The organism is Flavobacterium sp. FG68 (genome assembly GCF_057808895.1).
Map to the genome: position 1 here is coordinate 65,143 of NZ_JBMDIY010000026.1, position 25,137 is coordinate 90,279.

The 25,137-nt window shown below is 32.7% G+C and carries 22 protein-coding genes; 9 read left to right on the forward strand and 13 right to left on the reverse strand.

From position 1 onward, the window contains the following. Positions 1–49 precede the first annotated feature (49 nt). Positions 50–679, reverse strand: coding sequence for a DsbA family oxidoreductase (locus ACODSB_RS16495; protein ID WP_488937849.1), 630 nt, complete (start codon positions 677–679; stop codon positions 50–52). 407 nt (positions 680–1,086) lie between these two features. Here ACODSB_RS16495 and ACODSB_RS16500 point away from each other — a divergent pair, with 407 nt between their 5' ends. Continuing rightward, positions 1,087–1,740 (forward strand): hypothetical protein, encoded by a 654-nt coding sequence (locus ACODSB_RS16500; RefSeq protein ID WP_488937850.1) that lies wholly within the window; start codon positions 1,087–1,089, stop codon positions 1,738–1,740. 472 nt (positions 1,741–2,212) lie between these two features. Here the strand turns inward: ACODSB_RS16500 and dnaN are convergent, their stop codons facing one another. From dnaN to ACODSB_RS16530, 6 genes are all read right to left on the reverse strand, one after another. Then, a complete protein-coding gene (gene dnaN, locus ACODSB_RS16505) occupies positions 2,213–3,331 on the reverse strand; it encodes a DNA polymerase III subunit beta (protein ID WP_053472764.1) in 1,119 nt (372 codons plus the stop codon). A 106-nt stretch (positions 3,332–3,437) separates the two neighbouring features. Beyond that, on the reverse strand, positions 3,438–5,123 hold the full coding sequence (gene gldG, locus ACODSB_RS16510; RefSeq protein WP_488937851.1) for a gliding motility-associated ABC transporter substrate-binding protein GldG: 1,686 nt from the start codon (positions 5,121–5,123) through the stop codon (positions 3,438–3,440). Then, the gene (gene gldF, locus ACODSB_RS16515) at positions 5,123–5,848 is read right to left on the reverse strand and encodes a gliding motility-associated ABC transporter permease subunit GldF (RefSeq protein WP_488937852.1); all 726 of its coding nucleotides are present in this window, start codon (positions 5,846–5,848) and stop codon (positions 5,123–5,125) included. Before gldF ends, gldG begins: the two co-directional genes overlap by 1 nt. Before the next feature lie 73 nt (positions 5,849–5,921). Beyond that, complete coding sequence (locus ACODSB_RS16520) at positions 5,922–6,356, reverse strand: hypothetical protein (RefSeq protein WP_488937853.1); 435 nt, start codon at positions 6,354–6,356, stop codon at positions 5,922–5,924. Between the two features lie 46 nt (positions 6,357–6,402). Beyond that, positions 6,403–6,699: a putative quinol monooxygenase gene (locus ACODSB_RS16525; protein WP_488937854.1), complete on the reverse strand. Its 297-nt coding sequence runs from the start codon at positions 6,697–6,699 to the stop codon at positions 6,403–6,405. 381 nt (positions 6,700–7,080) lie between these two features. Continuing rightward, positions 7,081–7,908 carry an SAM hydrolase/SAM-dependent halogenase family protein gene (locus ACODSB_RS16530; RefSeq protein WP_256637483.1) on the reverse strand — a complete coding sequence of 276 codons (828 nt, stop codon included), beginning with the start codon at positions 7,906–7,908 and terminating at the stop codon, positions 7,081–7,083. A gap of 182 nt (positions 7,909–8,090) precedes the next feature. On the opposite strand from ACODSB_RS16530, the gene ACODSB_RS16535 reads away from it, so the two are divergent. The 7 genes from ACODSB_RS16535 to ACODSB_RS16565 all read left to right on the forward strand — a co-directional run bounded on the left by ACODSB_RS16535 (position 8,091) and on the right by ACODSB_RS16565 (position 14,273). Beyond that, complete coding sequence (locus tag ACODSB_RS16535) at positions 8,091–9,041, forward strand: PhoH family protein (RefSeq protein ID WP_053472652.1); 951 nt, start codon at positions 8,091–8,093, stop codon at positions 9,039–9,041. Positions 9,042–9,171: 130 nt separating this feature from the next. Further along, entirely contained in the window at positions 9,172–9,564 is a 393-nt protein-coding gene (locus ACODSB_RS16540; RefSeq protein WP_488937855.1) for a hypothetical protein, read from the forward strand. Between the two features lie 76 nt (positions 9,565–9,640). Next, the gene (locus ACODSB_RS16545) at positions 9,641–10,003 is read left to right on the forward strand and encodes a DUF1801 domain-containing protein (protein WP_488937856.1); all 363 of its coding nucleotides are present in this window, start codon (positions 9,641–9,643) and stop codon (positions 10,001–10,003) included. Positions 10,004–10,140: 137 nt separating this feature from the next. Continuing rightward, positions 10,141–10,965, forward strand: a complete 825-nt coding sequence (locus tag ACODSB_RS16550) for a Cof-type HAD-IIB family hydrolase (RefSeq protein WP_488937857.1) — start codon at positions 10,141–10,143, stop codon at positions 10,963–10,965. Positions 10,966–11,304: 339 nt separating this feature from the next. Continuing rightward, positions 11,305–12,258: a phosphoribosylaminoimidazolesuccinocarboxamide synthase gene (locus ACODSB_RS16555; protein WP_488937858.1), complete on the forward strand. Its 954-nt coding sequence runs from the start codon at positions 11,305–11,307 to the stop codon at positions 12,256–12,258. Positions 12,259–12,290: 32 nt separating this feature from the next. Further along, the gene (locus tag ACODSB_RS16560) at positions 12,291–13,421 is read left to right on the forward strand and encodes a glycoside hydrolase family 26 protein (protein ID WP_488937859.1); all 1,131 of its coding nucleotides are present in this window, start codon (positions 12,291–12,293) and stop codon (positions 13,419–13,421) included. 465 nt (positions 13,422–13,886) lie between these two features. Then, complete coding sequence (locus ACODSB_RS16565; RefSeq protein ID WP_053472646.1) at positions 13,887–14,273, forward strand: ankyrin repeat domain-containing protein; 387 nt, start codon at positions 13,887–13,889, stop codon at positions 14,271–14,273. Positions 14,274–14,747: 474 nt separating this feature from the next. Here the strand turns inward: ACODSB_RS16565 and ACODSB_RS16570 are convergent, their stop codons facing one another. The 6 genes from ACODSB_RS16570 to ACODSB_RS16595 all read right to left on the reverse strand — a co-directional run bounded on the left by ACODSB_RS16570 (position 14,748) and on the right by ACODSB_RS16595 (position 23,472). Continuing rightward, positions 14,748–17,846, reverse strand: a complete 3,099-nt coding sequence (locus tag ACODSB_RS16570) for an efflux RND transporter permease subunit (RefSeq protein ID WP_488937860.1) — start codon at positions 17,844–17,846, stop codon at positions 14,748–14,750. A 3-nt stretch (positions 17,847–17,849) separates the two neighbouring features. Next, a complete protein-coding gene (locus ACODSB_RS16575) occupies positions 17,850–18,935 on the reverse strand; it encodes an efflux RND transporter periplasmic adaptor subunit (RefSeq protein ID WP_073487946.1) in 1,086 nt (361 codons plus the stop codon). 12 nt (positions 18,936–18,947) lie between these two features. Beyond that, complete coding sequence (locus tag ACODSB_RS16580) at positions 18,948–20,195, reverse strand: TolC family protein (protein ID WP_488937861.1); 1,248 nt, start codon at positions 20,193–20,195, stop codon at positions 18,948–18,950. An 87-nt stretch (positions 20,196–20,282) separates the two neighbouring features. Further along, positions 20,283–21,644: a sensor histidine kinase gene (locus ACODSB_RS16585; protein WP_488937862.1), complete on the reverse strand. Its 1,362-nt coding sequence runs from the start codon at positions 21,642–21,644 to the stop codon at positions 20,283–20,285. Further along, positions 21,641–22,321: a response regulator transcription factor gene (locus ACODSB_RS16590; RefSeq protein WP_053472641.1), complete on the reverse strand. Its 681-nt coding sequence runs from the start codon at positions 22,319–22,321 to the stop codon at positions 21,641–21,643. The genes ACODSB_RS16585 and ACODSB_RS16590 overlap by 4 nt, the downstream gene beginning before the upstream one ends. Positions 22,322–22,383: 62 nt before the next feature. Further along, entirely contained in the window at positions 22,384–23,472 is a 1,089-nt protein-coding gene (locus ACODSB_RS16595; RefSeq protein WP_488937863.1) for a M42 family metallopeptidase, read from the reverse strand. Between the two features lie 81 nt (positions 23,473–23,553). Between ACODSB_RS16595 and ACODSB_RS16600 the strand changes: the two genes are divergently transcribed. Beyond that, positions 23,554–24,234, forward strand: coding sequence for a DUF4294 domain-containing protein (locus tag ACODSB_RS16600; RefSeq protein ID WP_488937864.1), 681 nt, complete (start codon positions 23,554–23,556; stop codon positions 24,232–24,234). Positions 24,235–25,137: the final 903 nt, after the last annotated feature.

Consider the following 25,137-nt stretch of genomic DNA (forward strand, 5'->3'; position numbering starts at 1 on the left):
ACGGATGAGCAATTTACTCATCCGTTTTGTTTTCCTATTTCAATTTAAATTATTTTAAACCTTCTTTGATTGTCTGAACAAAAGCTTCAACTGGCTGAGCGCCCGAAACGGCATATTTTCGGTCAAAAACAAAAAACGGAACACCTTGCACGCCAATTTCCTGCGCTTCTTTAATATCGCTTTGAACTTCTTTCAAATATAAACTTTCGCTTTCCAGAACTTCCAAAACATCATTTTTACTCAATCCAGCTTTTTCAGCTAATTCAATTAAGGTTGGACCGTCGTTTAAGTCTCTTCCTTCTGTAAAATAAGCTTTAAAGAAGATTTCCTCCATTTCATCGCCTAATTTTTTAGACTTAGCCAATTGAATAATTCTATGCGCTTCTAAAGAATTTGAAATAATCGCTTTATCAAAGTTATAATCCAAACCAGCACTTTTAGCACGTTCTGCGACACCTTTATGCATTTCTCTTGATTGTTCAACAGACATGCCTTTTCGTTCCGCTAAATACGTATAAACGTCTTTTTTTGGTTGTGGCGTAATAGTTGGGTCAAGCTGAAAGCTTTTCCACTCAATTTCAAATTCATTATTTGGAAATTCAGCTAAAGCCGTTTCCAACTGTCTTTTTCCGATATAACAAAACGGACACATGATGTCCGACCAAATTTCTATTTTCATGTTACAAAGTTAAAGAAAATTTGTTTCAGGTTTGAAGTTTCAGGTTTCAGGTTTTAAGCTGTGCGCATAATTTTTAACGCAAAGCTCGCTAAGATTTTTTTTAAGTTAGGTTTTTATAAAACCGCTCAGTTCGCAAAGCTTTGTGTAAATCTAGCTTTGCGAACTTAGCGCATTGTAAATGCATCTATATCAAAAAATCTTAGCGGGCTTTGCGTTAAAAAAACAACACAAAGTTTAACTCTGCAGTTGAGATTGCTTCGTTCCACGCAATGATGCATTTGTCTGCTTTGAAGTTTATTTTTTATGATAAAAGAAAAATCCTTTTCATATATAAAAAACAAGTATTTTTAGTACAAAAGTCAATGGAAAACTAATTTGTTGATTTAGATGTAATTATAAAATTTATTATGAAGAAAAACATTTTCTATTTTTTATTAATCTTACTTTCAGCCAATTCTAATGCCCAGATTAGGGGTTTTATTGATTTATCTTTTTATCGTCATACTGATTTTCAGGGTTCTGGTTATATTCAGGGTGGGTTAGGTTTAGAAGCTAAAGTGTACAAGTTCTTAAAACCTGAGTTTGGGGTAACTTATTATTATGGAACTCTCGAAGATTATAATAAAACAGATGCTGTTGGAAACATTACAAGTGTGGCAAAAGTAAGTGCGAATGCTTTAAATTTTGGATTTACGCCTAAAATATGTCTTTCTTGCGGGGAATATAGTGCCGGAGATGTTCTTCTTCAAATTCTTCCTGTTTATAATATATCAAGAATCGAAGCTCAGCAGAATTATACCACGATCAATCAAAATAATCCGTCTCAATCGAAAACCCAAAAAGATATTGTTACAGAATGGCAGCAATCTGTAGGTATTGGACTTGGTATAGATATTATTCTTTCAGATAAAAATTATGATTCCTTGGCAGTCAATTTATATTATACAGGTGTAAATATGGGAAAAGCCATAGGTGAGGTAGAAAGCACAAACACGAGATACGACAGCCGTACTTTAGGATTTGGATTGAACTATTATTTTGGTTTCAAGAAGAAAGATTAGAAAGGCATGTTTTGACGCATAATTTTTAACGCAAAGCGCGCTAAGATTTTTTGATAAAGTTTGCATTTACAATGCGCTAAGTTCGCAAAGCTTTGTGTTGATCTAGCTTTGCGAACTTAGCGGTTTTATAAAAACCTAACTTATTGAAAAATCTTAGCGTGCTTTGCGTTAAAAATTAACTCAATGTATTTTTGATATAGTTGATATCTGCAATGCGCTAAGTTCGCAAAGCTTTGTTTTGATACAGCTTTGCGAACTTAACGTTTTATGAAAACCTGCTTGTTAAAAAACCTTAGCGTGCTTTGCGTTAAAAATTACGCGCACAGCTTAAAATAAAAAACCGCAACTCTTTTAAAGAATTGCGGTTTCTAGGTATAAAAAATGGTTGGTTAATAGCGATATTTTTTTTTACAATGATATGTCTTTAATTTTAAATTAAAAAAAATCCCTGTAACAAAAAGAAGTTTTGATGTTAACTATTTAACATTACCGGCATTACCAGCATTGTTACGGTTTCACCTTCTTCTAAACCGTCTGCAGGCGTTAAGATTCCGGCTCTGTTTGGTAATGACATCTCTAACATAATCACATCAGATTGAAGGTTTGTCAGCATTTCGATTAAGAAACGAGAGTTAAAACCAATTTGTAAATCATCACCTTGATAATCACAAGTCAATCTTTCTTCTGCTTTGTTCGAGTAATCTATGTCTTCAGCAGAAACATTTAATTCAGCCCCTGCAATTTTTAAACGAATTTGGTGTGTAGTTTTGTTTGAGAAAATCGCAACACGACGAACAGAGCTTAAAAATAAAGAACGATCGATTAATAATTTGTTTGGATTTTCTTTTGGAATTACCGCTTCGTAATTAGGGTATTTTCCGTCGATTAAACGACACATTAAGATATAATTGTCAAATGAGAAAGTCGCATTCGAATCGTTGTATTCAATTTTTACTTCAGCGTCAGAACTTCCTAAAATACTTTTCAAAATATTTAAAGGTTTCTTTGGCATAATAAAATCAGCAACCTGAGATGCTTTTACATCTGCACGAGCGTATTTTACTAATTTATGAGCATCTGTAGCAACAAAAGTTAAACCTTCTGGAGAGAACTGAAAAAATACTCCAGACATTACCGGACGTAAATCATCGTTTCCGGCAGCAAAGATCGTTTTACTTACAGCAGTTGCTAAAACATCAGCAGGAACTAAAGTAACAGACGGATCTTCAAGATTTACAGACTTAGGAAATTCTTCTCCTGCAGCGTATGCTAATGCATATTTACCTGAGTTAGAACTAATTTCAACTGTATTATTGTCTGCAACAGTAAAAGTTAAAGGCTGCTCTGGAAATGTTTTTAAAATTTCAAGTAAAAGTTTTGCCGGTACAGCAACGCTTCCTTTACTTTTAGAATCGATTGATAATGTAGCCGACATTGTCGTTTCAAGATCTGAAGCCGAAACAGTCAACTCACTATTGTTTAGTTCAAATAAAAAGTTGTCTAAAATAGGCAACGTATTGTTACTGTTAATTACACTACCTAAAACTTGTAATTGTTTTAATAAGTACGAACTCGATACTATAAATTTCATCTCTTTTGTTTTATTTTTTGAGGTATTACCGAGCATTTAGGCGCCGGGCATACGGATTACAAATATATCGTAAACATTCTTAGTTTCGCAATTTTTTTATTAACATCTATCGGCTGTATTTCTTTTTTCGGAGAAAGGTAAATACCAATCCGAAAACCAATAAAATAAGGATTGGAAGCCCGATAGTTATGAATTGTGTTGTCGTATAATTTTCGTAAACTTTTTCTTTATCCAATAATGGCAGTTCAACATCTTTGCTTCTAATGTTAATAAGTCCTGTATCATCAAGAAGATAATTGATACAATTCATCATAAAATCTTTATTGTCATAAAGGTTTCCGGTTCTTTGGTCGTAGCCCAGTTCAACGGGCATCATGTTTTTATCCAATTGATTTCTCGCGATATCTCCATCGGCAACTACGATCATTTTGGTTGGTTTTCCTTTAGCCTGAAATGAACTTTCTTTAAAAGGTAAAACACGGTTTTCAAATGCCGAATGGAAACTTCCTTCCAGTAAAACAGAAAGATTTATATTTCCTTTATTAGCATAATCTGCCGGTGTAGTTTTCTCTGTTACAATATTCAGATTAATTTCTGATGGTGTTCCAATTGTTTTAGAATATTGTGACGATTGTAATAAAACGGTCTTTTTAATTCCGTTTTTCAAAGTATCAATCGGGCTGGCAAAATCAAATTTAATTCCACCTAAATTCTTTACAATCGGGTGTTGGCTTGCTGGCTGAACCAATGGCGCAAACTTCCAGATAAAATCCTGATATTGAGTAGCACTTCCTTGTTCTCCGGTTGCTAGTTTTATTGGACTTCCGTTTTCGTCTTTAACCAAATCAGGGTTGATTCTAAAACCGTATTTAAAGAACATATCGTTTAAATTCAAATCTCTTGGATACGCTAAAGTTGCGCCCGCCTGATTGTATAAACTGTCCATATCTGCCGCAACCTGATCAACTAACCATAAAGTTTTACCGCCGTTCATGATAAACTGATCCAGAACTTGTTTTTCTTCGTCTGAAAATTTTTCAGTTGGTTTTGAGATTATCGCTAGATCATATTTTTCTAAAGCATCTAAAGTCCCGTTTGGATCTTTGGCAACAGAATCTAAAGTAAAAGGGCCGATATAATAACTTTCTTTAATTTGTCTCAATAATTTACCAATATGAATTTCAGATAATTCACCATTTCCTTTTATAATGGCAACTTTCTTTTGTCTGTCTTTGGTGATTTTATTGATAGCATCGGCAATTGAATATTCTAAATGCTGAATAGAGCCAATTACTTTTTGCGTAGTCGAAGCCCCCATAATGTTTTTCAACAAAGGAATATTGACTTCTTTATTATTGTAAACCGCAACAGCCCAAGGAAAAACCATTTCCTGAGATTGTTTTCCTTTATCGTCAACCGTTATGTTTATTGGCGTAAGTCCTTTTTGATAAAGTGATTTTACAACTTCCATATTGTCTTCTCCGTCTTCCATTGGGTTAACGAATTCAAAAACAATATTGCTGTTGTAAGCCTGAAATTCTTCCAGTAATTGTTTAGTTTCCAGTTGTAAACGTCTAAAATCTGCAGGAAGTTCGCCCTGCATATAAATCTTAATTGACAACGGATTTTTAACCTGTCTTACGATTTTTAAAGAAGTCTCAGATAAAGTATATCGTTTGTCTTTCGTTAAATCAAAACGATGAAAGAATAAGCTTCCGAGAACATTTAAAACAATTAAAATAAAAATTGTAATGCCTAATGTCTTTAAATTTAATTTATTAGATGATTTCATTACGCTTTAAAAGATTTTAATTGATAAACGGTAAAAGATAAAAACAAAACGCTGATGCTTAAAAAGTAAATTACATCGCGGGTATCAATAACGCCCCGGCTCATACTTTTAAAATGATCCTGCATTCCAAATGCCGAAATAATGTTTGATTGTCCCGGAACTAATGAAGCTACACCTTCAAATCCAAAATAAAATAAAAAGCATAAAAACACGGCAATAATAAACGCAACAATTTGATTTTCTGATAGAGTAGAAGTGAAGATGCCAATTGCTGAATAAGAAGCAATTAAAAATAATAATCCAAAATAAGAACCAATTGTGCTTCCCATATCAATATTTCCTTCTGGCAGACCTAAACTTGAAATGACTTTTACATAAATAAAAGTTGGAATAATAGCTAAAATAATCAGCAAGAATGAACCTAAAAATTTTCCATTTACAATTTCCCAAATTGATAATGGTTTGGTTAAAAGCAATTCAAGTGTTCCTTGTTTTCTTTCGTCAGAGAAACTTCTCATGGTTACAGCCGGAATCAGGAAAATTAAAACCCAAGGTGTTAAAGTGAAAAACGGAGTTAAATCGGCATAACCGGTATCTAATATATTGTGGTCTGATTTAAATACCCATAAAAACAGCCCGTTGCTGATTAAGAAAATCGCAATGACCAAATAGCCAATAGGAGAACCAAAAAAGGATTTTATTTCTCGTAAAATTATAGACTTCATAGTATTTTGTTTCAGGTTTTAAGTTTCAGGTTTATTTTGCAAACTTATAACTTAAATGACAATTTTATTTAGATTATTGTTGATTGATTTTAACTTGCTCATGTAAAGCCTTAAGTTCTTTACTTTCATGCCATCCTTTACTCTCAAACATGGCAATAATGATAAGATTTTTGAATTTTTCAAGAGATTTTGTTCCTCCTTTTACATATGCATCTTCCCATGGTTGATTTTCTTTTGTCATTTTGTATTCCAAATGATATTCTTCAAGTCCGCTTGGAACTATTACAATATACCAATCAGACATCCAATCATCTTCTGAAAATAATAAAAGACTTGCATGTGATGTCAATCCATAAACTTTAGTATCTGTAAATGTTTGATTAATTAAATTGATAACATTTAACATTGATTTTCCAATTCTTGATGAAATGCTATCATTTTCTGAAGCCCATTCAGAATAAAATTCTTCTAGCGATCGTTTTTGATTTGAACATCTTGTTAAGGGCATATTAATTTTAATTTGTAGAATATAAAGATGGTTTTTTAAATGAAAGTTAATTCAAACTAACTAATTTATCCACACTCCAAGCTTCTGGTTTTGCATTGAATAGTTTTTTTGTAAAATCCCAAACTGTATTAAATAATTCAGATTGTCTGTAATTTTCTAAATCTTGTTCGGTTTCCCAATAACTATAGGTAAAGAAAATACATTTGTTATTTTTATCCTGATACAATTCTAAAAAACGATTTCCGTCTGCATTTCGTATTTTATCTTTCACAGATTCAAAATTCTCCAGAAAATCAGGAATTTTTTCTTCATGAAAACTCATTTTTACTATTCTTACGAACATATTATAATTTTAGATTTCTGATTTTAGATTTTAGATTGAAAATCGTTTACAGGTGCGCAAAAATACCAAAATTGATTGTTCTTTTTAAGAAAAAATAAAATATTCTAAAGACATATTTTTTCGGATTCTAATGTCTTGTAGTATTTCAAATATAGCCCACGGTTTCAACCGTGGGAACACCATGCATATCACGATACGTATAATATTTTTTTCAGAATGCGTCTCCGCGATTGAAACCGCGGGCTATGTTTATAATTCAATGGAATAAAATCCTTCGTCGGAATGACAAAAAAAGTGAATAAATATCAGTGTAAATCTGCTCAATCAGCAAAATCTGCGGGCTATTTAATCTAAAATCTGAACTCTAAAATCTAAATTTTTTTAAGAAAACTTAATCGTAATCACATCACGATAATTCAGTCCCAACAAACTATTTGCAGAACCCACTTTTGATGGATTACTTCTAAAAATAGCAATTTCAAGAAAACCGGCTTCATTAAAAATGGCCAGCTTCTCACCTTCATAAGTTTTAATTGGATATTTGTCTGAAGTCGCAATAGCCGAATAATTTGGCAGAATCGTTTTAATACTTTTTGGCTTCATCACAATTTCATACGGACGACCTTTTGCGACTTCTAAAAATTGCTGTTTTGAAATATTAGTTACTACGTTTCCAAAATGATCAATATAAATAACGTAGCCTTTTAATGAATTTCCATCTGCAGCAACTACAGGCTGTAATTCGGTTACTTCTTTAACTGCTGGAATTTCTTTGCCAATAACATTCAGTAAACCGCCTTTTGCAATATGGCAGGCAACCTGAATAAAAATATCCAAATCACTGAATTCAATGGGAAAACGATCATGAATATTGATTTCTACAATTTTTTGCGGTACAATCTTCTGCGTAAGCATGCTTAAAATTCCGTTATCGGCACAAATAAAGAAATGATCGTTCCATTGCATAGCGATATGCTGGTTCTCTTTATTGCGTTCAATATCGACTCCAATTAAATGCACGGTACCTTTTGGAAAACTCAAATAGGAGGCTCCAACAATGTAACTTGCTTCGGCAGTGTTAAATGGATCAATGTCATGCGAAATATCAATAATTTTTGCCTCTGGAAGTTCAGAAATGATTTTACCCTTCAGCGAACCCACAAAGTGATCTTTTAAGCCGTAATCAGTAGTGAGGGTAATTATTGACATCATTTTGTTTATAACTATTGATAGTATTTAAATCTAATTTTCATTAAATTTGAGAAATGCAAATCTAATAATACTAAATGCAAATTGAAAGTAGAAAAAACAAATTGCACTTAAAGATATGAACATACCCGACAACAATAGATTTTCAAAACAAATTTATTTTTAATTTAAATTTATCTCATTTGAACGAAAGAATTATCGAGCTTATAGACATCGCTCCAAAAGACTTTTGGGGCGCGCAGGATTCTCATCTTGAAATAATTAAAAAGTACTACCCAAAGCTTAAAATCGTAGCGCGAGGGACAACTTTAAAAGCCTTTGGCGAAAAAGATGTTTTAGATGAATTCGAAAAGAGATTTCAGAGGCTTATGCTTCATTTTACCAGATACAACAACATTGATGATAATGTAATTGAACGTGTAATAATGAGTGATGGTCAGGATGAAAAAAAAGCATACGATCATGACAAAATATTAGTTCACGGAGTTGGCGGTAAGATTATTAAAGCCATGACACCTAACCAGCAGTTACTGGTAGATACCATCAGAAAAAATGATATGGTATTTGCAATTGGTCCTGCCGGAACCGGAAAAACTTACACGGGTGTTGCAATGGCTGTTAAAGCACTTAAAGACAAAGAAGTAAAAAGGATTATATTAACGCGTCCGGCGGTAGAAGCAGGTGAAAATCTTGGTTTTTTACCCGGCGATATGAAAGAAAAACTAGATCCTTACATGCAGCCTCTTTATGATGCTTTGAGAGATATGTTACCAAACGAAAAACTCGAAGATTACATTTTAAAAGGAATTATTCAGATTGCGCCTTTGGCATTTATGCGCGGGCGAACACTTGATAACGCCTTTGTAATTTTGGATGAAGCGCAGAATACAACGCACTCACAAATGAAGATGTTTTTGACCCGTATGGGAAAAAACGCCAAGTTTATGATTACGGGAGATCCTGGTCAGGTCGATTTACCACGCAGAACTATTTCGGGTCTTAAAGAAGCTATTTTAGTTCTTAAAGATATAGACGGCATCGGAATTATTTATCTTGATGATAAAGATATCGTACGCCACAGATTAGTGAAAAAGGTAATCGACGCTTATAAGCAAATAGAAAACCACGACTAAGTTTTATTTTTAGTGAAATGTTAAATGTAAATCGTAAAATGTGTTTTAACATTTATTAATATTCGTTTTATTCATTTTTTTTAGAAATGAGTAAAACGAATATTTTTTTTGAATTTTTAAAGAACTATAAATGACAAATAGAATATTTGGGTTAGTATTATTTGCAGTTTTTATTTCATGCAAAAAACATGAAAACCTGCCAAATAAATTCCTCGGAACTTGGCATGATACAGAATATATTATTCCGGGAAAATCAAGTATTAAAATAAATAATGATAGTACATTTTATTACAGAAGTCATGGTTGTGAAGGTGGTTCTGTTTCAAAAGGAAATTGGAAAATTGTTGGTGATTCAATTGAATTAAATAGCATAAGTAGTGATACTTGTTATAAAATGTTTCCCTTTATATTTTGTTTTCCGTTAGAAAAAAACAGCAAAATAGATCTACTGACAATCCCTAATTGTAATCCTGATAACAATACATTTTTTGCAATATTTTCAAAAGAAATAATGATTCCTTAGTTTATAAATTAAAGCCAAGTTCGAATTGTCCCAATACTTTGAAAATTGTTTTTGCTAAAACTCAAAAGATTAGAAAATGAAACAACTAGATGATTTCTACTTAAACCAGGAAGAACCCATAAAAGGAACATTTCTGGCATTAAAAGATATTATCTTAAAACAAGACAAAAACATTACACATGTTTTAAAATACGGAATGCCATTTTTCTGTTATAAAGGAAAAATGTTCTGCTATTTATGGATTCACAAAAAACTGAAACAGCCGTATATTGGAATTGTGGAAGGAAAACATTTTGAAGAATCTTTTTTAATTCAGGAAAAACGATCGAGAATGAAAATCATGAAGTTTAATTCTGAGGAAGATTTGCCTTTAGAACAGATTGAATTCGTTATTCAGAAAGCGATAAATTTATACAAATCTGGAATAATTAAAGTTTAATTGTTTAAAATGCAGTATTTAACGGAATAGTTAAATAAATAATAAACTTGCCCCATTTTTGGCTTTCAAGGCTTGTAATCTTTGCTCAGCTGAGCGTAAAGCCGTAAATTTGCACATCATAAATATTTGATATTGTTATGACAAAACTTAAAAATATAAAAGTTGTAGTAAGTGATTTAGATGGAACTTTACTCAACACTCAACACAAAATTTCAGATTATACCAAATCAATTTTTCAGGAACTTCACAATCAGGGTTATCTTTTAGTTGTTGCAACAGGCCGTCATCATCTTGATGCAATGGCTATTGTTGAAACGCTTGGAGTTCCCGTTTATTTAGTGAGTTCAAACGGAGCAAGAATTCATTCACCAAATAAAGAAGAGCTTTTTGCATTTAACTTAAATAGTGATGTTGTAAAAGCAGCTTTAAATGTAGAAATAGATCCTGAAATCACAGTAGTTTTATTCAAAGAAAATGTTTGGCAGACCAACAGGATAAGCGAAAAACTAAATGCTTATCAGTCTGAATTAAATTATCGTCCGGAATTAGTGGATTATAAAACGCTGGAAGATTTTGGCGCCATTAAAATATTCTTTTCATGCGATAACCACGAAAAATTAGTAAAACTAAAAGATGACGTTTTAGCCAATTCTTCAGAACATTTGCACCATGCATTCAGTTTACCAACTTGTTTGGAATTTATGGACAAGTCAATAGATAAAGCCGTTGCAATTGAACAAGTTTTGGAAAAAGAAGGTTTCACTTTAGCCGAAGCAGTTTCATTTGGAGACGGTTTTAATGATGTTCAAATGTTATCAGCGTCTGGAAAAGGGTTAATTATGGGCAATGCACCCGCATTATTAAAAGAAACTTTACCTGATTTAGAAGTTATTAAAACAAATGCCGAAGATGGCGTAGCAAAATATATCGCTTCAAAAATATTAGACAAAGAACTAGTCTAGAACTTTTTTTGCCACGACCCGAGCGATAGCGAACAGGCGAAGCAATTGCACGAATTTCCACGAATTTCCACGAATTTTTTAATTAGCAAATCAACTCGACTACTTCAACAAATAATTCGTGAAAATTCGTGCAATTCGTGGCAAACAAAACACAAATTATCATAAATTTTTATCTGGTTAATCAGATCAATTACTTCACTAAATAATTCGTGAAAATTTGTGTAATTCGTGGCAAACCAAACACAAATTATCATATTTCTTATTTATCTTTTTCTTTGATGATGTAACTCTCTGAAATAATTTTAAATTTGCATTCATAAAAAACAACACAACAAGATAATGAGCAATACAATTACAACCACAAATTTTAATTTCCCGAATCAGAAATCAGTTTACCGCGGAAAAGTTAGAGAAGTTTATAACATCAATGACGATCTTTTAGTAATGGTAGCAACTGACAGACTTTCGGCATTTGATGTGGTTTTACCAAAAGGCATTCCGTACAAAGGACAAATTTTGAATCAGATTGCGACAAAATTTATGGAATTAACGCAGGATATTGTTCCGAATTGGTTAATTGCAACTCCAGATCCAAACGTTGCTGTTGGACATTTATGCGAGCCTTTTAAAGTAGAAATGGTTATTCGCGGTTACCTTTCAGGGCACGCGGCACGTGAATATGCAGCAGGAAGAAAACAAATCTGCGGTGTAGCAATGGCAGAAGGTTTAAAAGAAAATGATAAATTCCCGGAACCAATTATTACACCAACTACAAAAGCAGATAATGGTTCTCATGATGAAGATATTTCTCGTGAAGACATTTTAGCAAAAGGAATTGTTTCAGAAGAAGATTATTTAGTTTTAGAAAAATATACTCGTGCTTTATTTCAAAGAGGAACTGAAATTGCAGCATCTCGCGGATTAATTTTAGTTGATACTAAATATGAATTTGGAAAAACAAAAGACGGAGTAATTGTTTTAATTGATGAAATTCACACTCCGGATTCTTCTCGTTATTTTTATGCTGAAGGATATGCTGAAAGACAAGAAAAAGGAGAGGAGCAAAAACAATTATCTAAAGAATTTGTTCGCCGCTGGTTAATTGAAAACGGTTTTCAAGGTCAGGAAGGACAACAGATTCCTGATATGACAGATGCTTATATTGAATCTGTTTCTGAAAGATATATCGAATTGTACGAGAATATATTAGGAGAAAAATTCGTGAAAGCAGATATTGATAATATTGACCAACGTATTGATAAAAACGTATTACAATACTTAGGTTCTAAATAGTAATTTTCGGGTTTAAACTAACTATTTAAACCATGAACTTTATTTTAAATAAAACAAATGCCTTGTTATCAATATGTATGATAACAGGGCATTTTCTTTTTGCACAGATTGATAAAAATGCCACAAAAGAAACCAAGATTCTATATCATAATTTAAAAGCTATTTCAAAAGAACATATTCTGTTTGGTCATCAACATGCTTTAGAATATGGCCACGGATGGAGTAATGAACCGAATAAATCTGATGTTAGATTAGTTACCGGTTCACATCCTGCGGTTATTGGAATTGATTTCAGCGGTTTTTCAGGACATTCAAAAGAAGAAATTGAAAAAACAAAGACCGTTTTAAAAAAGAATGTTATTGATACTTACGACCGCGGCGGAATCACAACTGTTTCCTGGCATTTTAATAATCCGGTTTCTAAAAACGGATTTTACTGGAAAGATTCTGTTTCTGTGGCAGCAATGTCTTTAATCAAAAAAGGAGGTTCGCATCACGAAGAATACAAGGAAGTTTTAAAAACGATTGCCGATTTTGCTCATTGTGTAAAAGCAAAAGACGGAAAATTGGTTCCAATGATTTTCAGGCCTTTTCATGAATTTGACGGTGATTGGTTTTGGTGGGGAAAAAAATATACTTCCCGCGAAGATTTTATAGAAGTCTGGCAGTTTACCGTTTCGTATTTAAGAGATACTTTAAAAGTCCATAATTTTATTTACGCCTTTTCTCCAGATAATCGATTTAATTCTGAATCAGAATATCTAGAACGTTATCCCGGAGATGATTATGTTGATTTATTTGGAATGGATGATTACGGCGATTTTGGACGTGATGGAAAATATGATTTAGATGCTGGAATTAAAAAACTCAAAATCATATCTGATATTGCTATTCAAAAGAAAAAACTTGCCGCTTTTACAGAAACAGGTTTAGAATCTATTCCTAATGAAAAATGGTGGACAGAAACGCTGTTGAAATCTCTGAAAAAAGAAAAAATAGAACTCTGTTATGTTTTAGTCTGGAGAAATGATGCCAAAAGTCCAACACATTATTATGTTCCATTTCCTGGGCAGATAAGCGAAAAAGATTTTCTTAAATTCCATAATGATCCCTATACATTATTTGAAAACGATTTGAAGAACATTTACAAGAGGAAATTTTAAATAATTTCCTCTTTTTTTTGATTCATGACTAAAAACTATTTCGTTATATATTAGGATTTTTCCTATTTTATATACTTATAGCGAAAGTTTTTTATTTTAGTGAGAAATCCACAAAATCTTCCTTAAAAATTTTGTTTTAATGAAAAATTTCTGCCTTTTTTGAGCATAATAATATTGTATAGTTAAAAAGGTGGAGTATTGCTTTTAATTTTTCTTAAAAAAACTACTATCCAAAATGAAAAAATATTTGAATTCGTGTAACATTTCTACATTTGCAGCGTCTTTTATATAGAATTTCAATTTTAGAAAGACAATATTTCGAATTCATTAATAAAACGTTAAGAATTAGTTAAAACAAAGTACTTGGTAATACAAGTTACTAAAATTAGATTACATTTGTCAAGAATTTAAATCAATTCATTATCAATCAAATAATTATCAATCAATTTAACAAACCCAATCATTATGAAAAATTCAGTTATTTATTTAGGATTAGCTTTAGTAACATTTGTAAATGTAGCAACAGCTTCAAATAACACATCAGTAGTTAAAAATCAAGTTGCAGTATCAGCTGTATACGATGACGGAACACCCCTAGTAGTTGCTGTAAGCAAAGGAGATATCGATACAGTAAAGAAATTTATTGAATATGGTGTTAATGTAAACGAAAAATCAGACGATATGTCTCCATTAATGACTGCAGCTCGTTACAACAAAGTTGAAATCATTAAAGTTTTATTAGCAGCTGGTGCTCGTCCATCAGATAAAAATGAAAAAGGATATACAGCATTAAAATTTGCTCAATTATCAAATGCAACAGAAGCTATTGCACTTTTGAAAGACGCAAAATAATAGTTTAAAAAGTTTGAGTTAGTATACAAACGGCCATCTTTGAGCAGATGGCCGTTTTTTTGTACTCTATTGTTTCGTTGAATAATTTATATAAGCAAAAATAGGCTGTCTCAAAAGTGAGTCAGTTCTTTTACTATAATTATTTTATTTTTTTAGTGACTTAATTGGTCACTTTTTGATATCCGATTTATCATTCCATAGGAATGTTTCGTAAATAGAAAAAAATAACGGTTAGCCACATTTACGTTCCGTTGGAACGTTTGACAGCTCAGTTTATTAAAGACAATGTCCAAAATCAAACGTTCCAACGGAACGTAAACCATTAATAACAATATAATCTTCTACCAATGAAATGTTCCTACAGAACAAAGGAAACATGTAAAATAACAAAGAGGCTGTCTCAAAGTTGAGACAGCCTCTTTTCTTTCTAAACCAAATTAATCTAACCAAAAATTAATTTTATTGTAAATGCAGCTATTCTATAGGAGCATGTTTTTTCTTGTTGAATATCCAGAATAAAATTGGGAATACTAATAACGTCAGGATTGTTGCTGTTACCAATCCTCCAATAATTACAATTGCAAGAGGTTTTTGAGATTCAGAACCAATTCCCGTTGAAATTGCTGCCGGCATTAAACCTATGGAAGCCATAAGTGCAGTCATAACTACAGCTCTTGTTCTTGCTTTTACTCCCATAAAAATGGATTCTTCAAGGGAGAATTTTGCCTTGAGATTATGATGGAATTCCGATATCAGAATTACGCCATTTTGAATACAAATTCCCAGCAAAGCAATAAATCCAACTCCCGCCGAAATTCCGAAATTCATTCCGGTTAAGTGTAAGGCAATAATTCCTCCAATTACAGCAAACGGAACATTAGCTAAAACTAATAGTGAATCTTTGAAATTTCCAAACAAAATAAACAACAGCACAAATATTCCAATTAAACTTATTGGCACAACCTGAGCCAGACGCGCACTGGCACGAACCTGATTTTCAAATTCTCCAGTCCAGCCTGTTGTATATCCCGGCGGCATTTTTACTTCTGCCACTTTAGATTGTGCCTCGGCAATAGTACTTCCTAAATCTCGGTCACGAACAGAGAATTTTACTCCAATAAAACGTTTTGTATTATCTCTGTAAATAAAAGCCGGACCAGTTATCGTTTTAATATCGCAGATTTCTTTCAACGGAATTTTTGCCCCGCTGATGGTTGGCACTTTTAATTCTGCCAAATCTTCTTCATCTTTACGGTATTCTTTAGAAAAACGAACACGGACATCAAATTTCTTTTCATCTTCATATTTCTGTGTTGCTGTTTTTCCTCCAAAAGCCAATTCTAAAACCGCCTGTGCATCGCTTAATGTTACGCCATAAGCAGCCATTTTTTCTCGATCCAGAATTACACTAATTTCCGGTTGACCAACATTTCTAAGAATTCCGACATCTTTGATACCGGGAATATTTTTGATTTTTTCCAAAACCTGATTCGACAATTCATCTAATTTATCTAAATCATCACCATAAATCTTAACCGCATTTGAAGCTTTAAAACCAGCAACAGATTCCGCAACGTTATCAATTACAGGCTGAGAATAATTATACGTAATTCCCTGATGAACTTTTAGTTTGTCATCCATTTCATTAATTAAACCATCCATCGTAATTTTTCGTGTCCACTCTGATTTTGGTTTCAAATCAACCTGAAGCTGAATAAATCCAAAACCATTCGGGTCTGTTCCGTCATTGCTTCGTCCGGTTTGCGAAAGCACATTTTTTACTTCGGGAAAACTTTCCAGATCTTTTCTAATCATTGCTGCCGTTTTCACACTTTCAGGCAATGAAGTACTCATCGGTAATTCTGCCGTTACCCATAACGCACCTTCATTTAACTGCGGTAAAAACTCTGTTCCTAAAAATGTTGCTGAGAAAAAAGTCGCAGCAATCACACTTAATGAAATCACTAAAGTTTTTACTTTATGCTTAAAGGTCCAGGCAAAACCTTTTGCAACATTTCTGTCCCAAAAGTTTACAAACGGGTTATTTTTTTCTTTTACGTTTTTATTCAATAAAATATGAGATAAAACCGGAACCAAAGTCAAGGTAAAAAGTAAAGCTCCCATTAAAGCAAATCCTAATGTATAGGCCAGAGGAGAGAACATTTTTCCTTCTACTTTCTGGAATGAGAAAATTGGTAATAAAGCGGTAATAATAATTAATTTAGAGAAAAAGATGGCTTTACCCATTTCTGTTCCCGTTTTCTTAATTATGCTTCCTTTTGCAATTTTATTATAAGCTGTCATTCCTAATTGATGCGCCCTATGATCGAGTACAACAAACAATCCTTCAACCATTACAACCGCACCATCAATAATAATCCCGAAATCGACCGCACCCAAACTGAGTAAGTTGGCGCTCATTCCCATCATTTTTAGACATAAAAAAGCAAATAACAAAGAAAGAGGAATTACAATAGAAACCGTAAAAGTAGTTCTCCAGTCGGCCATGAAAAGAAACACAACGCACGTAACCAGAATAATACCTTCAAATAGATTATGCATTACCGTTTCGGTAGTGAAATTCATTAAGTTATCACGATCATAAAAAGTTTCAATTTTAATATCCTTCGGAAGAACATTATCATTCAAGTCCTTTATTTTATCCTTAATCAAGGCTAAAGTTTCTTGCGCATTTTCTCCTTTACGCATTACAACAATCCCTTCAACGGCATCATCATTTTTACCAATTCCGGTTTGTCCAACTCTTGGCATTGAACTTTCATAAACAGAAGCTACATTTTTCACCAAAATTGGATTTCCTCCAGCGTCGTCTACAATAATATTTTCAATATCCTGAATCGACTTAAGAAGTCCAACACCGCGAACTACAAATGCCTGTCCGTTTTTTTCAATAATATCACCACCCACGTTTAAGTTTCCGGCATCAATAGCATTGTAAACCTGAAGCGGTGTAATATTGTATTTAGCCAATTTCACAGGATCAACACCAACTTCATAAGTTTTTGTTTGCCCTCCAAACACATTCAAATCAGCAACTCCGGGAACGGCACGCAATTGTTTGTCAATAACCCAGTTTTGGTAAGTCAATAATTCACGGCTGTCACGGCTGTTACTTTTTACAATGTATCTGAAAATTTCACCAGTTGGTCCGTAAGGCGGCTGTACATCTGGTTCAACATCATCAGGAAGTGTCACATTTTTAAGCAAATTATTTACCTGAAAACGCGCAAAAGTATCATCGACACCATCATCAAAAATAATTTTGATAACAGATAAACCAAACATCGTAATACTTCTAACGCTTGTTTTTTTCTGAACCGAGTTCATCGAGATCTCGATAGGAGTAGTCACAAAACGCTCAACTTCTTCGGCACTTTTACCATTCCATTGTGTAATGATAATAATTTGAGTATTCGTTACATCCGGAAAAGCGTCAATGGGCATATTTTTGAAGGAAATGAATCCGGCAACAGCCAATATTCCTACCCAAAAAAAGGTAAATGCTTTATTCTTAAGTGAAAAAGCAATTATATTTCGTATGAATTTGTTCATGTCTTAATCGTTTAAAGCGCGATAAATAAATAATTGATTATTGGTAATGACTTTTTCATTTTCCTTTAAACCGCTTGAAATGTAAGTTGTGTCGCCAACAACTCGGTAAACTTCAACTTGTCTTGTTTCGATATTATGGCGATCTTTAAAAATCATGACGAAATTTTTACTTTTATCAAAAACAATCGCGTTGCTTGGAATCGCAATCATTGATTCATTTTCGTTATAGGATAATTTGATATTGGCATTCATATCTGGTTTTAATAAAAAACCAGGATTTTGAAGTTTAATACGTGCCTGCATCGCTTTGGTTTCAGGATCAATTACGTTGAAAATTTTATCTACTTTTCCTTTAAATACTTTATCAGGATAACTTAAGGTTGTTACACTTGCATCAATTCCTAACTTAATTTTATTGATGTCAATTTCATTAATATTAGCCATCGCCCAAACTTCACTGATTTCAGCAATGTCAAAAATATTCTCAGAACGGTCAGAACGTAAAAGCATATCCTGATTGATACTTTTTTGAATAATAAATCCGCTTATAGGTGCCGTTACTTCATAAATAGAACCCGCTTTAATATTATATATTTTATAGGTTTCCTGAATTTTACTCAATTGAGACTGCGCTTTATTTACTTCAGCTTTTGCCTGTAATACATCACTTTCAGAATTTAATTTTCCGTCAAATAATTCCGTTGCAACTTTCAGGTTATTTTTTGCAACCAGTAAATCACTTTTAGCATCGATAGACTGCTTTTCAAAATCAGCAATATCAGTACTTTTTATCGTTGCTAGAACTTGTCCTTTTTTTACATAATCTCCAAGTTCCACATTTACTTTAATCACGTTTCCGCCCACAAGCGGGTAAACATCAATTAATTTATTATTGTCGGCTGTAATTTTTCCGTAAAAACTCAATTCATTTTTTACAGTTTGTTTTTCTGCAGTTGCAGTGCTTGTAGTTTTTAGCATACTATCGCTCAAGGCGAAAGAAGTATTCGTTTGTGGATTTTCTACTTCCTTTTTACAGCTCGTAAGTGATAAGCTTACAATTGCAATTCCTATAATTAGTGTATGTTTCATTATTATTTAATTTTAAAATAAATCCTTGTTAATGGTAGTATTCAATTCTTCACCTGATAGAGCCAGTTTTTTCTTCAATTCATTTAACTGAATATTGGCCTGATTATAACTTTCCATAAAATCTGTAAATTCTAATAAGCTGATATTTCGCTTTTGAAAATTGGTTAATATTCCATTATAAACAGCTTCAAAATCGGAGTTTACAGTAGGTTTTATAACCGCATAGTTTTTACGGGATTCATCCCATTTATTCCATGCCGATGTAATTTCAGTTTCCAGTTGAAGTCCAAAATTTTGTTTCTCAACTTTAGATTGTTCCAGAACGACCTGAGCATTTTTAATATTTCCTTTGTTTTTGTTCCAAAGAGGCAGCGGAATTCCAACAGAAACATTTGCTTCTCTATTAAAAGCACCGCTTCGCTGATCGTAGTTTGCACCTAAAGTAATATCAGGAATAGAAAGTGATTTTTGCCATTTTACATTCAGTTCATTGGCTTCAATTTCTTTTTGTTTGGCTAAATAATCAGGACGATTTGCAATAGCATCATCTTCAAAAGATTTTAAATCAAAAGGAATAATTTTCAAGTATTTATTAAAATCATCTTTAGAAACATCTGGAATAATAGTTTCTTTTGAATTCAATAACAATTTTAAATTTGCCTGCTCTTCAATACTGCTATTCACAACTTCCATTCTTTCATTTTTAAAATTCAGATAAAGAGATTGTAAACGCACAACATCCCGCAAAGGAATATTTCCTTTTTGGGCCTGAATAGAGTAGGAGTTGATTAAGTCCTCAATATGAGTAAGCTGCTTATCTGTTATTTCAAGACTTTTTGTATTGTAATAAACCGTATAAAAACTCTGGCGTAACTGAAGCTTTAATGTTCTAAGTAAATCATTAAACTGAAGTTCTGCTAATTGTTCGTTAGTTTGTGCCAGCTTAACTTCATTGCGCTTTTTTCCGCCTAAATAAATTAACTGCTCAATTCCAAAAACTTTTTGGCCTTCTTTCCCAATATCAAAGAATTTGTCTCTTTCAGGATTGTAGGCATTTAATTCTGCAGTAATTGTTGGATTGTCCCATATTCGGGCCTGAATGGTCATGGCTTTTGCAGCATCGATATTATAATGAGATGCCAGCAAAAAAAGATTATTTTTAAGAAACTGGCTCTCACAATCCTGAAGTGTGATTGTTTTTTGAGCCATAACTGCCTGATTTAGGAGTACAAGCAGCAATAATGCATATAGTTTTCTCATTGTATCTATTTTATTTTGTACAAATATGCTATCGCCAGACTTTAAGAGTGCTTAAAATGGACCTTAAAATTAGCTTAAAATAAAATATTAATGAAAGAATAGTTGGAATAAATTTTCCTTATCGTTTGGTATACTGTAACTTATAGAAGATTTGTGCAGCGTTAAAATACGGTTTACAATACGCAAACCAAGACCAAAACCAGATGTTCCTTTAGAATTTTTTCCGCGCATAAAAGGCTGAAAAAGATTTTTTTGTTCGGCTTCGCTTAAGGTTTTTCCAATATTTAAAACCGAAATAACCAAATGATTTTCCCGAGTGCTTATTTTTACCAAAGCCTGTTTATCATCTGAATAAATGCAGGCATTTTTTAAAACATTAATTAAAGCAATCTCCAAGAGGTTTTTATTTCCTTTAACTTCTAATGCGGTATCTAAATTGTCACTTTCTTCAATTTCAAATAGAATGATAAATTCAGGAAAGCTTTTCTTTAAATTTTCAATTGCAGAAAATAGAATTTCATCCATTCTATGAACTTCATTGTCCTCATTATTTTTATTGGTATCAATTTTTGATAATATCAATAAGGAACTAATCAATTCCGTTAAATGATTTACATCTGATAAAATAGTAGTTAAAAAAGTTTTTCCTTTTGCAGATGTTGCAGGATCAGCAACTGTATTTTCTATTTGAGCCGTAATTCTCGAAAGCGGCGTTCTAAGTTCATGCGAGGCGTGAGCCGTAAACTCTTTTTGTTTTTGATAAGAAACCTCAATTCGATCCATCATGAAATTAAATTCATTGGCAATCAAATCAATTTCATCCTTGTTGCTTTTTGAAGCAATACGAGTGTCAAGATTATTCTCGTTGATATTTTTTATTTTCTGATGAAATAAACTCAAAGGATTCATGGCCTTTTTAACCATAAATGAAGTTAAAACCCAGCAAATACAAGTAAATAGAATATAAGATATAATGAGAGTATATCTTAAAAAAAGCAGTTTTCGCTTTCCGTAATCATCTGTAGCCGAAATTAAAGCATAAAAATCTTTATCCTTCGTATCGTAAAAAACACCATAAACCTCATAATCACCTTGCTGTTTAAAGAAAGTTTTATGCTTTTTAAGATATTTTAAATCCTCAACAGACCAGTTTATTTTAGCATCATCAATACTGCTGTAAATAAGTTTAAAATGAGAATCAAAAACTAAAGTCTTTTCGTCATATAACTTATTGATTGAGTTTTGATCAATAATTTTCAAAAGCTGGTCATCAACTTCTTTTACATTAACTAAAAGTTTAATGTTCGAAAGTGCTTTAATCTCTAAACGATCCCGAAATTCTTCTTTTCTAAAATTAGAATACAAAACAAAAATCACCGTAGAAGCCAACCCAAAAAGGATTGTAAACAGTAAACTTACTAAAAGTGATATTCTGTTTTTTAAAGTCATTCTTCGCTGCTTAAATAATACCCGTAGCCAATTTTGGTTCGGATAAGTTTTATCTCGTGATCTTTATCGATTTTTTTCCGAAGGAAATTAATATAAACTTCAATCGTATTTTGATTCGTTTCGATATGATAATCCCAAAGTTTATCGGCAATAAATTGTTTTGACAAAACTTTTCCTTTGGCATGAGCCAAAATTAAAATCAGTTTAAACTCTTTTGGAGTAAGTTTAATTTCTTCGCCAGAGCGAAAAACTTTCATTTCCTCTTCCAGAATTTCTAAATCTTCAATAATAATTTTCTTTTCAGTTTGCTGCGGAATTTCCTTTCTCCTTAATAAAGATAAAATTCTAGCGTACAATTCGTCAAAATGAAAAGGCTTAACCAAATAATCGTCGGCACCATTATCAAAAGAAGCCAGTTTATCTTCAATTTCACTAAAAGCCGTCAGCATTATAATAGGAGTCTTTTTATCAACCTCTCTAATTCCTTTACAGACATCAATACCGTTTGTGCCGGGAACATTTATATCGAGAATGATTAAATCATATTCGTAAGGAAAATATTTTTTTAATAATAAAGAACCATCATAATAAGGTATACACTCGAATTCTTTAGTAGTAAAGAATGCGGAGATTTCTTTAGATAAAGTAAAATCATCTTCGAGTAGTAAAATTTTCATGCTTTGTTTGTTTATAAATTCGGCTATTAAAATAAACAGCCGAATTTATGTTTCTAAAAATATTATTGGAAATAAGAAAAACTCTGATTGTTTTCTATTTTCAACAGCGATTCATAAATCAGCTGAATCACATTTTCTACATCTTCTTTGTGAACCATTTCAACAGTTGTATGCATATAACGCAACGGAAGAGAAATCAAAGCCGATGCAACACCGCCATTACTATAAGCAAAAGCATCAGTATCTGTTCCGGTTGCTCTTGATGTTGCATGACGCTGAAACGGAATTTTATTTTCTTCGGCAGTATCTACAATTAAATCGCGAAGTTTATTTTGAATAGCTGGAGAATAAGCAATAACAGGACCTTTTCCCATTTTTAAATCACCTTCAACCTTTTTATCAATCATTGGAGTAGTAGTATCATGGCAAACATCGGTCACAATCGCAACGTTTGGTTTAATCGTATGCGCAATCATTTCGGCACCACGAAGACCAATTTCTTCCTGAACCGAGTTTACAATATATAATCCAAAAGGGAGTTTCTTTTTATTTTCATGTAATAAACGAGCAACTTCAGCAATCATGAATCCGCCCATTCTGTTATCAATCGCGCGGCAGACAAATTTGTTTTCGTTCAAAATCATAAATTCATCAGGATAAGTAATCACACATCCTACATGAACGCCCATTGCTTCAACCTGCTCTTTAGTTTCGCAGCCCAAATCAATAAAAATATTACTCAATTTCGGAATCTCTTCTTTATCACGCAAACGAGTATGAATCGCCGGCCATCCAAAAACACCTTTTACAATTCCTTTTTTAGTATGAATATTAACCCTTTTCGAAGGCGCAATTTGATGATCTGACCCACCATTTCTTATTACATATAATAAACCATCATCCGTGATATAATTTACATACCATGAAATTTCATCAGCGTGTCCTTCAATTACAACCTTAAAAGGAGCATCCGGATTAATAACTCCCACAGCCGTACCATATGTATCAGTAATAAAAGTATCAACATAAGGTTTCAAATAATTCATCCACAATTTTTGTCCTTCACTCTCGTAACCAGTCGGCGAAGCGTTATTTAGATAGCTTTCCAGGAAAGCAACAGAAGTATCAGTTAAGATAGATTTCGTACTCATAAAAATATTTTTGCGCTAATTTATAAATTTGGTATTAGAGTTGTGTATAAATATATAATTTTACATTTAAATTAAGACTCTATGAGATTTACCAGTATTTTGTTTTTACTATTGATTGCATTTACAAGTCAAGCCCAGGTTAGTCCAAAAGAAAATCAGGAAATGGGCAATATATTAACCGAACAAGATTCTATTCTGAATGATACCATTCAGCTGCCTGAGATTATTATCTCAAAAGGAGAGAGAATGAGTGCCGAAGAAATGAAGCAGTTTCAGATTCTGCAAAACAGAGTCTATAAAGTATATCCTTATGCAAGATTGGCTGCTGATAGATTAACAGCACTAAATAACGGAATGGCGCGATTGAAAACCAATCGTGAAAAAAAGAAGTATTTTAAGATTGTAGAAGACTACCTTAATAATGAATTCGAAGACAGACTTAAAAAGCTTTCCAGAAAACAAGGACAGATTCTTGTAAAATTGGTACATCGCCAAACCGGAAAAACAACTTATGAGTTAATCAAAAACTTAAAAAGCGGTTTCAAAGCCTTCGTTTCAAATACAACAGCCAATTTATTCGACATAAGTTTAAAAACCGAATACAAGCCTTACGATGTAAACGAAGACTATTTAATAGAAACAATCCTCGTACGCGGCTTCGAATCTGGTCGTTTATTAAATCAAACCCCAGCCAATCCCGTAAATTATAATAATCTTATGGAACATTGGGAAACCAAAGCCAAGGAACTCAACAAAAAATAACATACATATATAAGTATACTATATAATATAATAGTAGATTTCATTCCCACAACCCGACAGGTTTCTAAAACCTGTCGGGTTTATTTTTTATACATATATATGTATAACATTATAATTACGTCCCAATTCTCCGTAGAGACGCACAGCAGTGCGTCTACGTCCTGTATAGTAGATACAGGAAATTCAAGATACTATATATAGTAATTGTCCGGCTGAGCGAAGTCGAAGTCCTTTTATATAATATAATAAGGAGCTTAATCCCGCTATCCGTTCCAATCTTTTATTTTGAACCCCAAAATAAAAGGATTTCCACTTCTATCGGGGCTAGGGCATAAGTTTCCAGAAGAAAAAACGAAAAAAAAATAGAAACTTAGCGCCTTTGCGCCTCTGCGAGATTAAAAAAAAACACAGAAAAAACCAGACTTTGCGTCTTAGTGCCTTCGCGGCAGAATGAGGCAGAGCGAAGCCAAACCGCCAAAATCCCCAATCAAGATAAAACCACGAAAAAAACTTTGCCTTGTAAAAAACGCATAACCAGTGCTTTATAAAAAAGATGGAAAAAATATAAAAAAAAGGCTTGTAAATGTAAATAAAGGTTCTACTTTTGCACCCGCAACAACGAAAGACGTTCCCTGAAATACTGACAAGCCGCTGATCTAAAGAAAAGAAATTTTCGAAAAAAAAGATTAGAAAAAGCTTGTGAGATTTGAAAATGCTTTTTACATTTGCACCCCGCAAAACACGGAAGTTCATTGAGAGACTGGAAGGAAAATTGAGAAAAAGGAAACGAAAAAAAGTTTCAAAATTTTTTTTAAATTTTTCTTGCGAGAAACAAAAAGAAGTTTTAGTTTTGCACCCGCTTTGAAATACAAGCGAAGTTAAAAAGAAATACACGTTCGTAGA

Bases quoted from the DNA above. Each gene is read 5' to 3' on its own strand.
- ACODSB_RS16495 (WP_488937849.1), bottom strand. From the start codon at position 679: ATGAAAATAGAAATTTGGTCGGACATCATGTGTCCGTTTTGTTATATC.
- ACODSB_RS16500 (WP_488937850.1), top strand. From the start codon at position 1,087: ATGAAGAAAAACATTTTCTATTTTTTATTAATCTTACTTTCAGCCAAT.
- dnaN (WP_053472764.1), bottom strand. From the start codon at position 3,331: ATGAAATTTATAGTATCGAGTTCGTACTTATTAAAACAATTACAAGTT.
- gldG (WP_488937851.1), bottom strand. From the start codon at position 5,123: ATGAAATCATCTAATAAATTAAATTTAAAGACATTAGGCATTACAATT.
- gldF (WP_488937852.1), bottom strand. From the start codon at position 5,848: ATGAAGTCTATAATTTTACGAGAAATAAAATCCTTTTTTGGTTCTCCT.
- ACODSB_RS16520 (WP_488937853.1), bottom strand. From the start codon at position 6,356: ATGCCCTTAACAAGATGTTCAAATCAAAAACGATCGCTAGAAGAATTT.
- ACODSB_RS16525 (WP_488937854.1), bottom strand. From the start codon at position 6,699: ATGTTCGTAAGAATAGTAAAAATGAGTTTTCATGAAGAAAAAATTCCT.
- ACODSB_RS16530 (WP_256637483.1), bottom strand. From the start codon at position 7,908: ATGTCAATAATTACCCTCACTACTGATTACGGCTTAAAAGATCACTTT.
- ACODSB_RS16540 (WP_488937855.1), top strand. From the start codon at position 9,172: ATGACAAATAGAATATTTGGGTTAGTATTATTTGCAGTTTTTATTTCA.
- ACODSB_RS16545 (WP_488937856.1), top strand. From the start codon at position 9,641: ATGAAACAACTAGATGATTTCTACTTAAACCAGGAAGAACCCATAAAA.
- ACODSB_RS16550 (WP_488937857.1), top strand. From the start codon at position 10,141: ATGACAAAACTTAAAAATATAAAAGTTGTAGTAAGTGATTTAGATGGA.
- ACODSB_RS16555 (WP_488937858.1), top strand. From the start codon at position 11,305: ATGAGCAATACAATTACAACCACAAATTTTAATTTCCCGAATCAGAAA.
- ACODSB_RS16560 (WP_488937859.1), top strand. From the start codon at position 12,291: ATGAACTTTATTTTAAATAAAACAAATGCCTTGTTATCAATATGTATG.
- ACODSB_RS16565 (WP_053472646.1), top strand. From the start codon at position 13,887: ATGAAAAATTCAGTTATTTATTTAGGATTAGCTTTAGTAACATTTGTA.
- ACODSB_RS16570 (WP_488937860.1), bottom strand. From the start codon at position 17,846: ATGAACAAATTCATACGAAATATAATTGCTTTTTCACTTAAGAATAAA.
- ACODSB_RS16575 (WP_073487946.1), bottom strand. From the start codon at position 18,935: ATGAAACATACACTAATTATAGGAATTGCAATTGTAAGCTTATCACTT.
- ACODSB_RS16580 (WP_488937861.1), bottom strand. From the start codon at position 20,195: ATGAGAAAACTATATGCATTATTGCTGCTTGTACTCCTAAATCAGGCA.
- ACODSB_RS16585 (WP_488937862.1), bottom strand. From the start codon at position 21,644: ATGACTTTAAAAAACAGAATATCACTTTTAGTAAGTTTACTGTTTACA.
- ACODSB_RS16590 (WP_053472641.1), bottom strand. From the start codon at position 22,321: ATGAAAATTTTACTACTCGAAGATGATTTTACTTTATCTAAAGAAATC.
- ACODSB_RS16595 (WP_488937863.1), bottom strand. From the start codon at position 23,472: ATGAGTACGAAATCTATCTTAACTGATACTTCTGTTGCTTTCCTGGAA.
- ACODSB_RS16600 (WP_488937864.1), top strand. From the start codon at position 23,554: ATGAGATTTACCAGTATTTTGTTTTTACTATTGATTGCATTTACAAGT.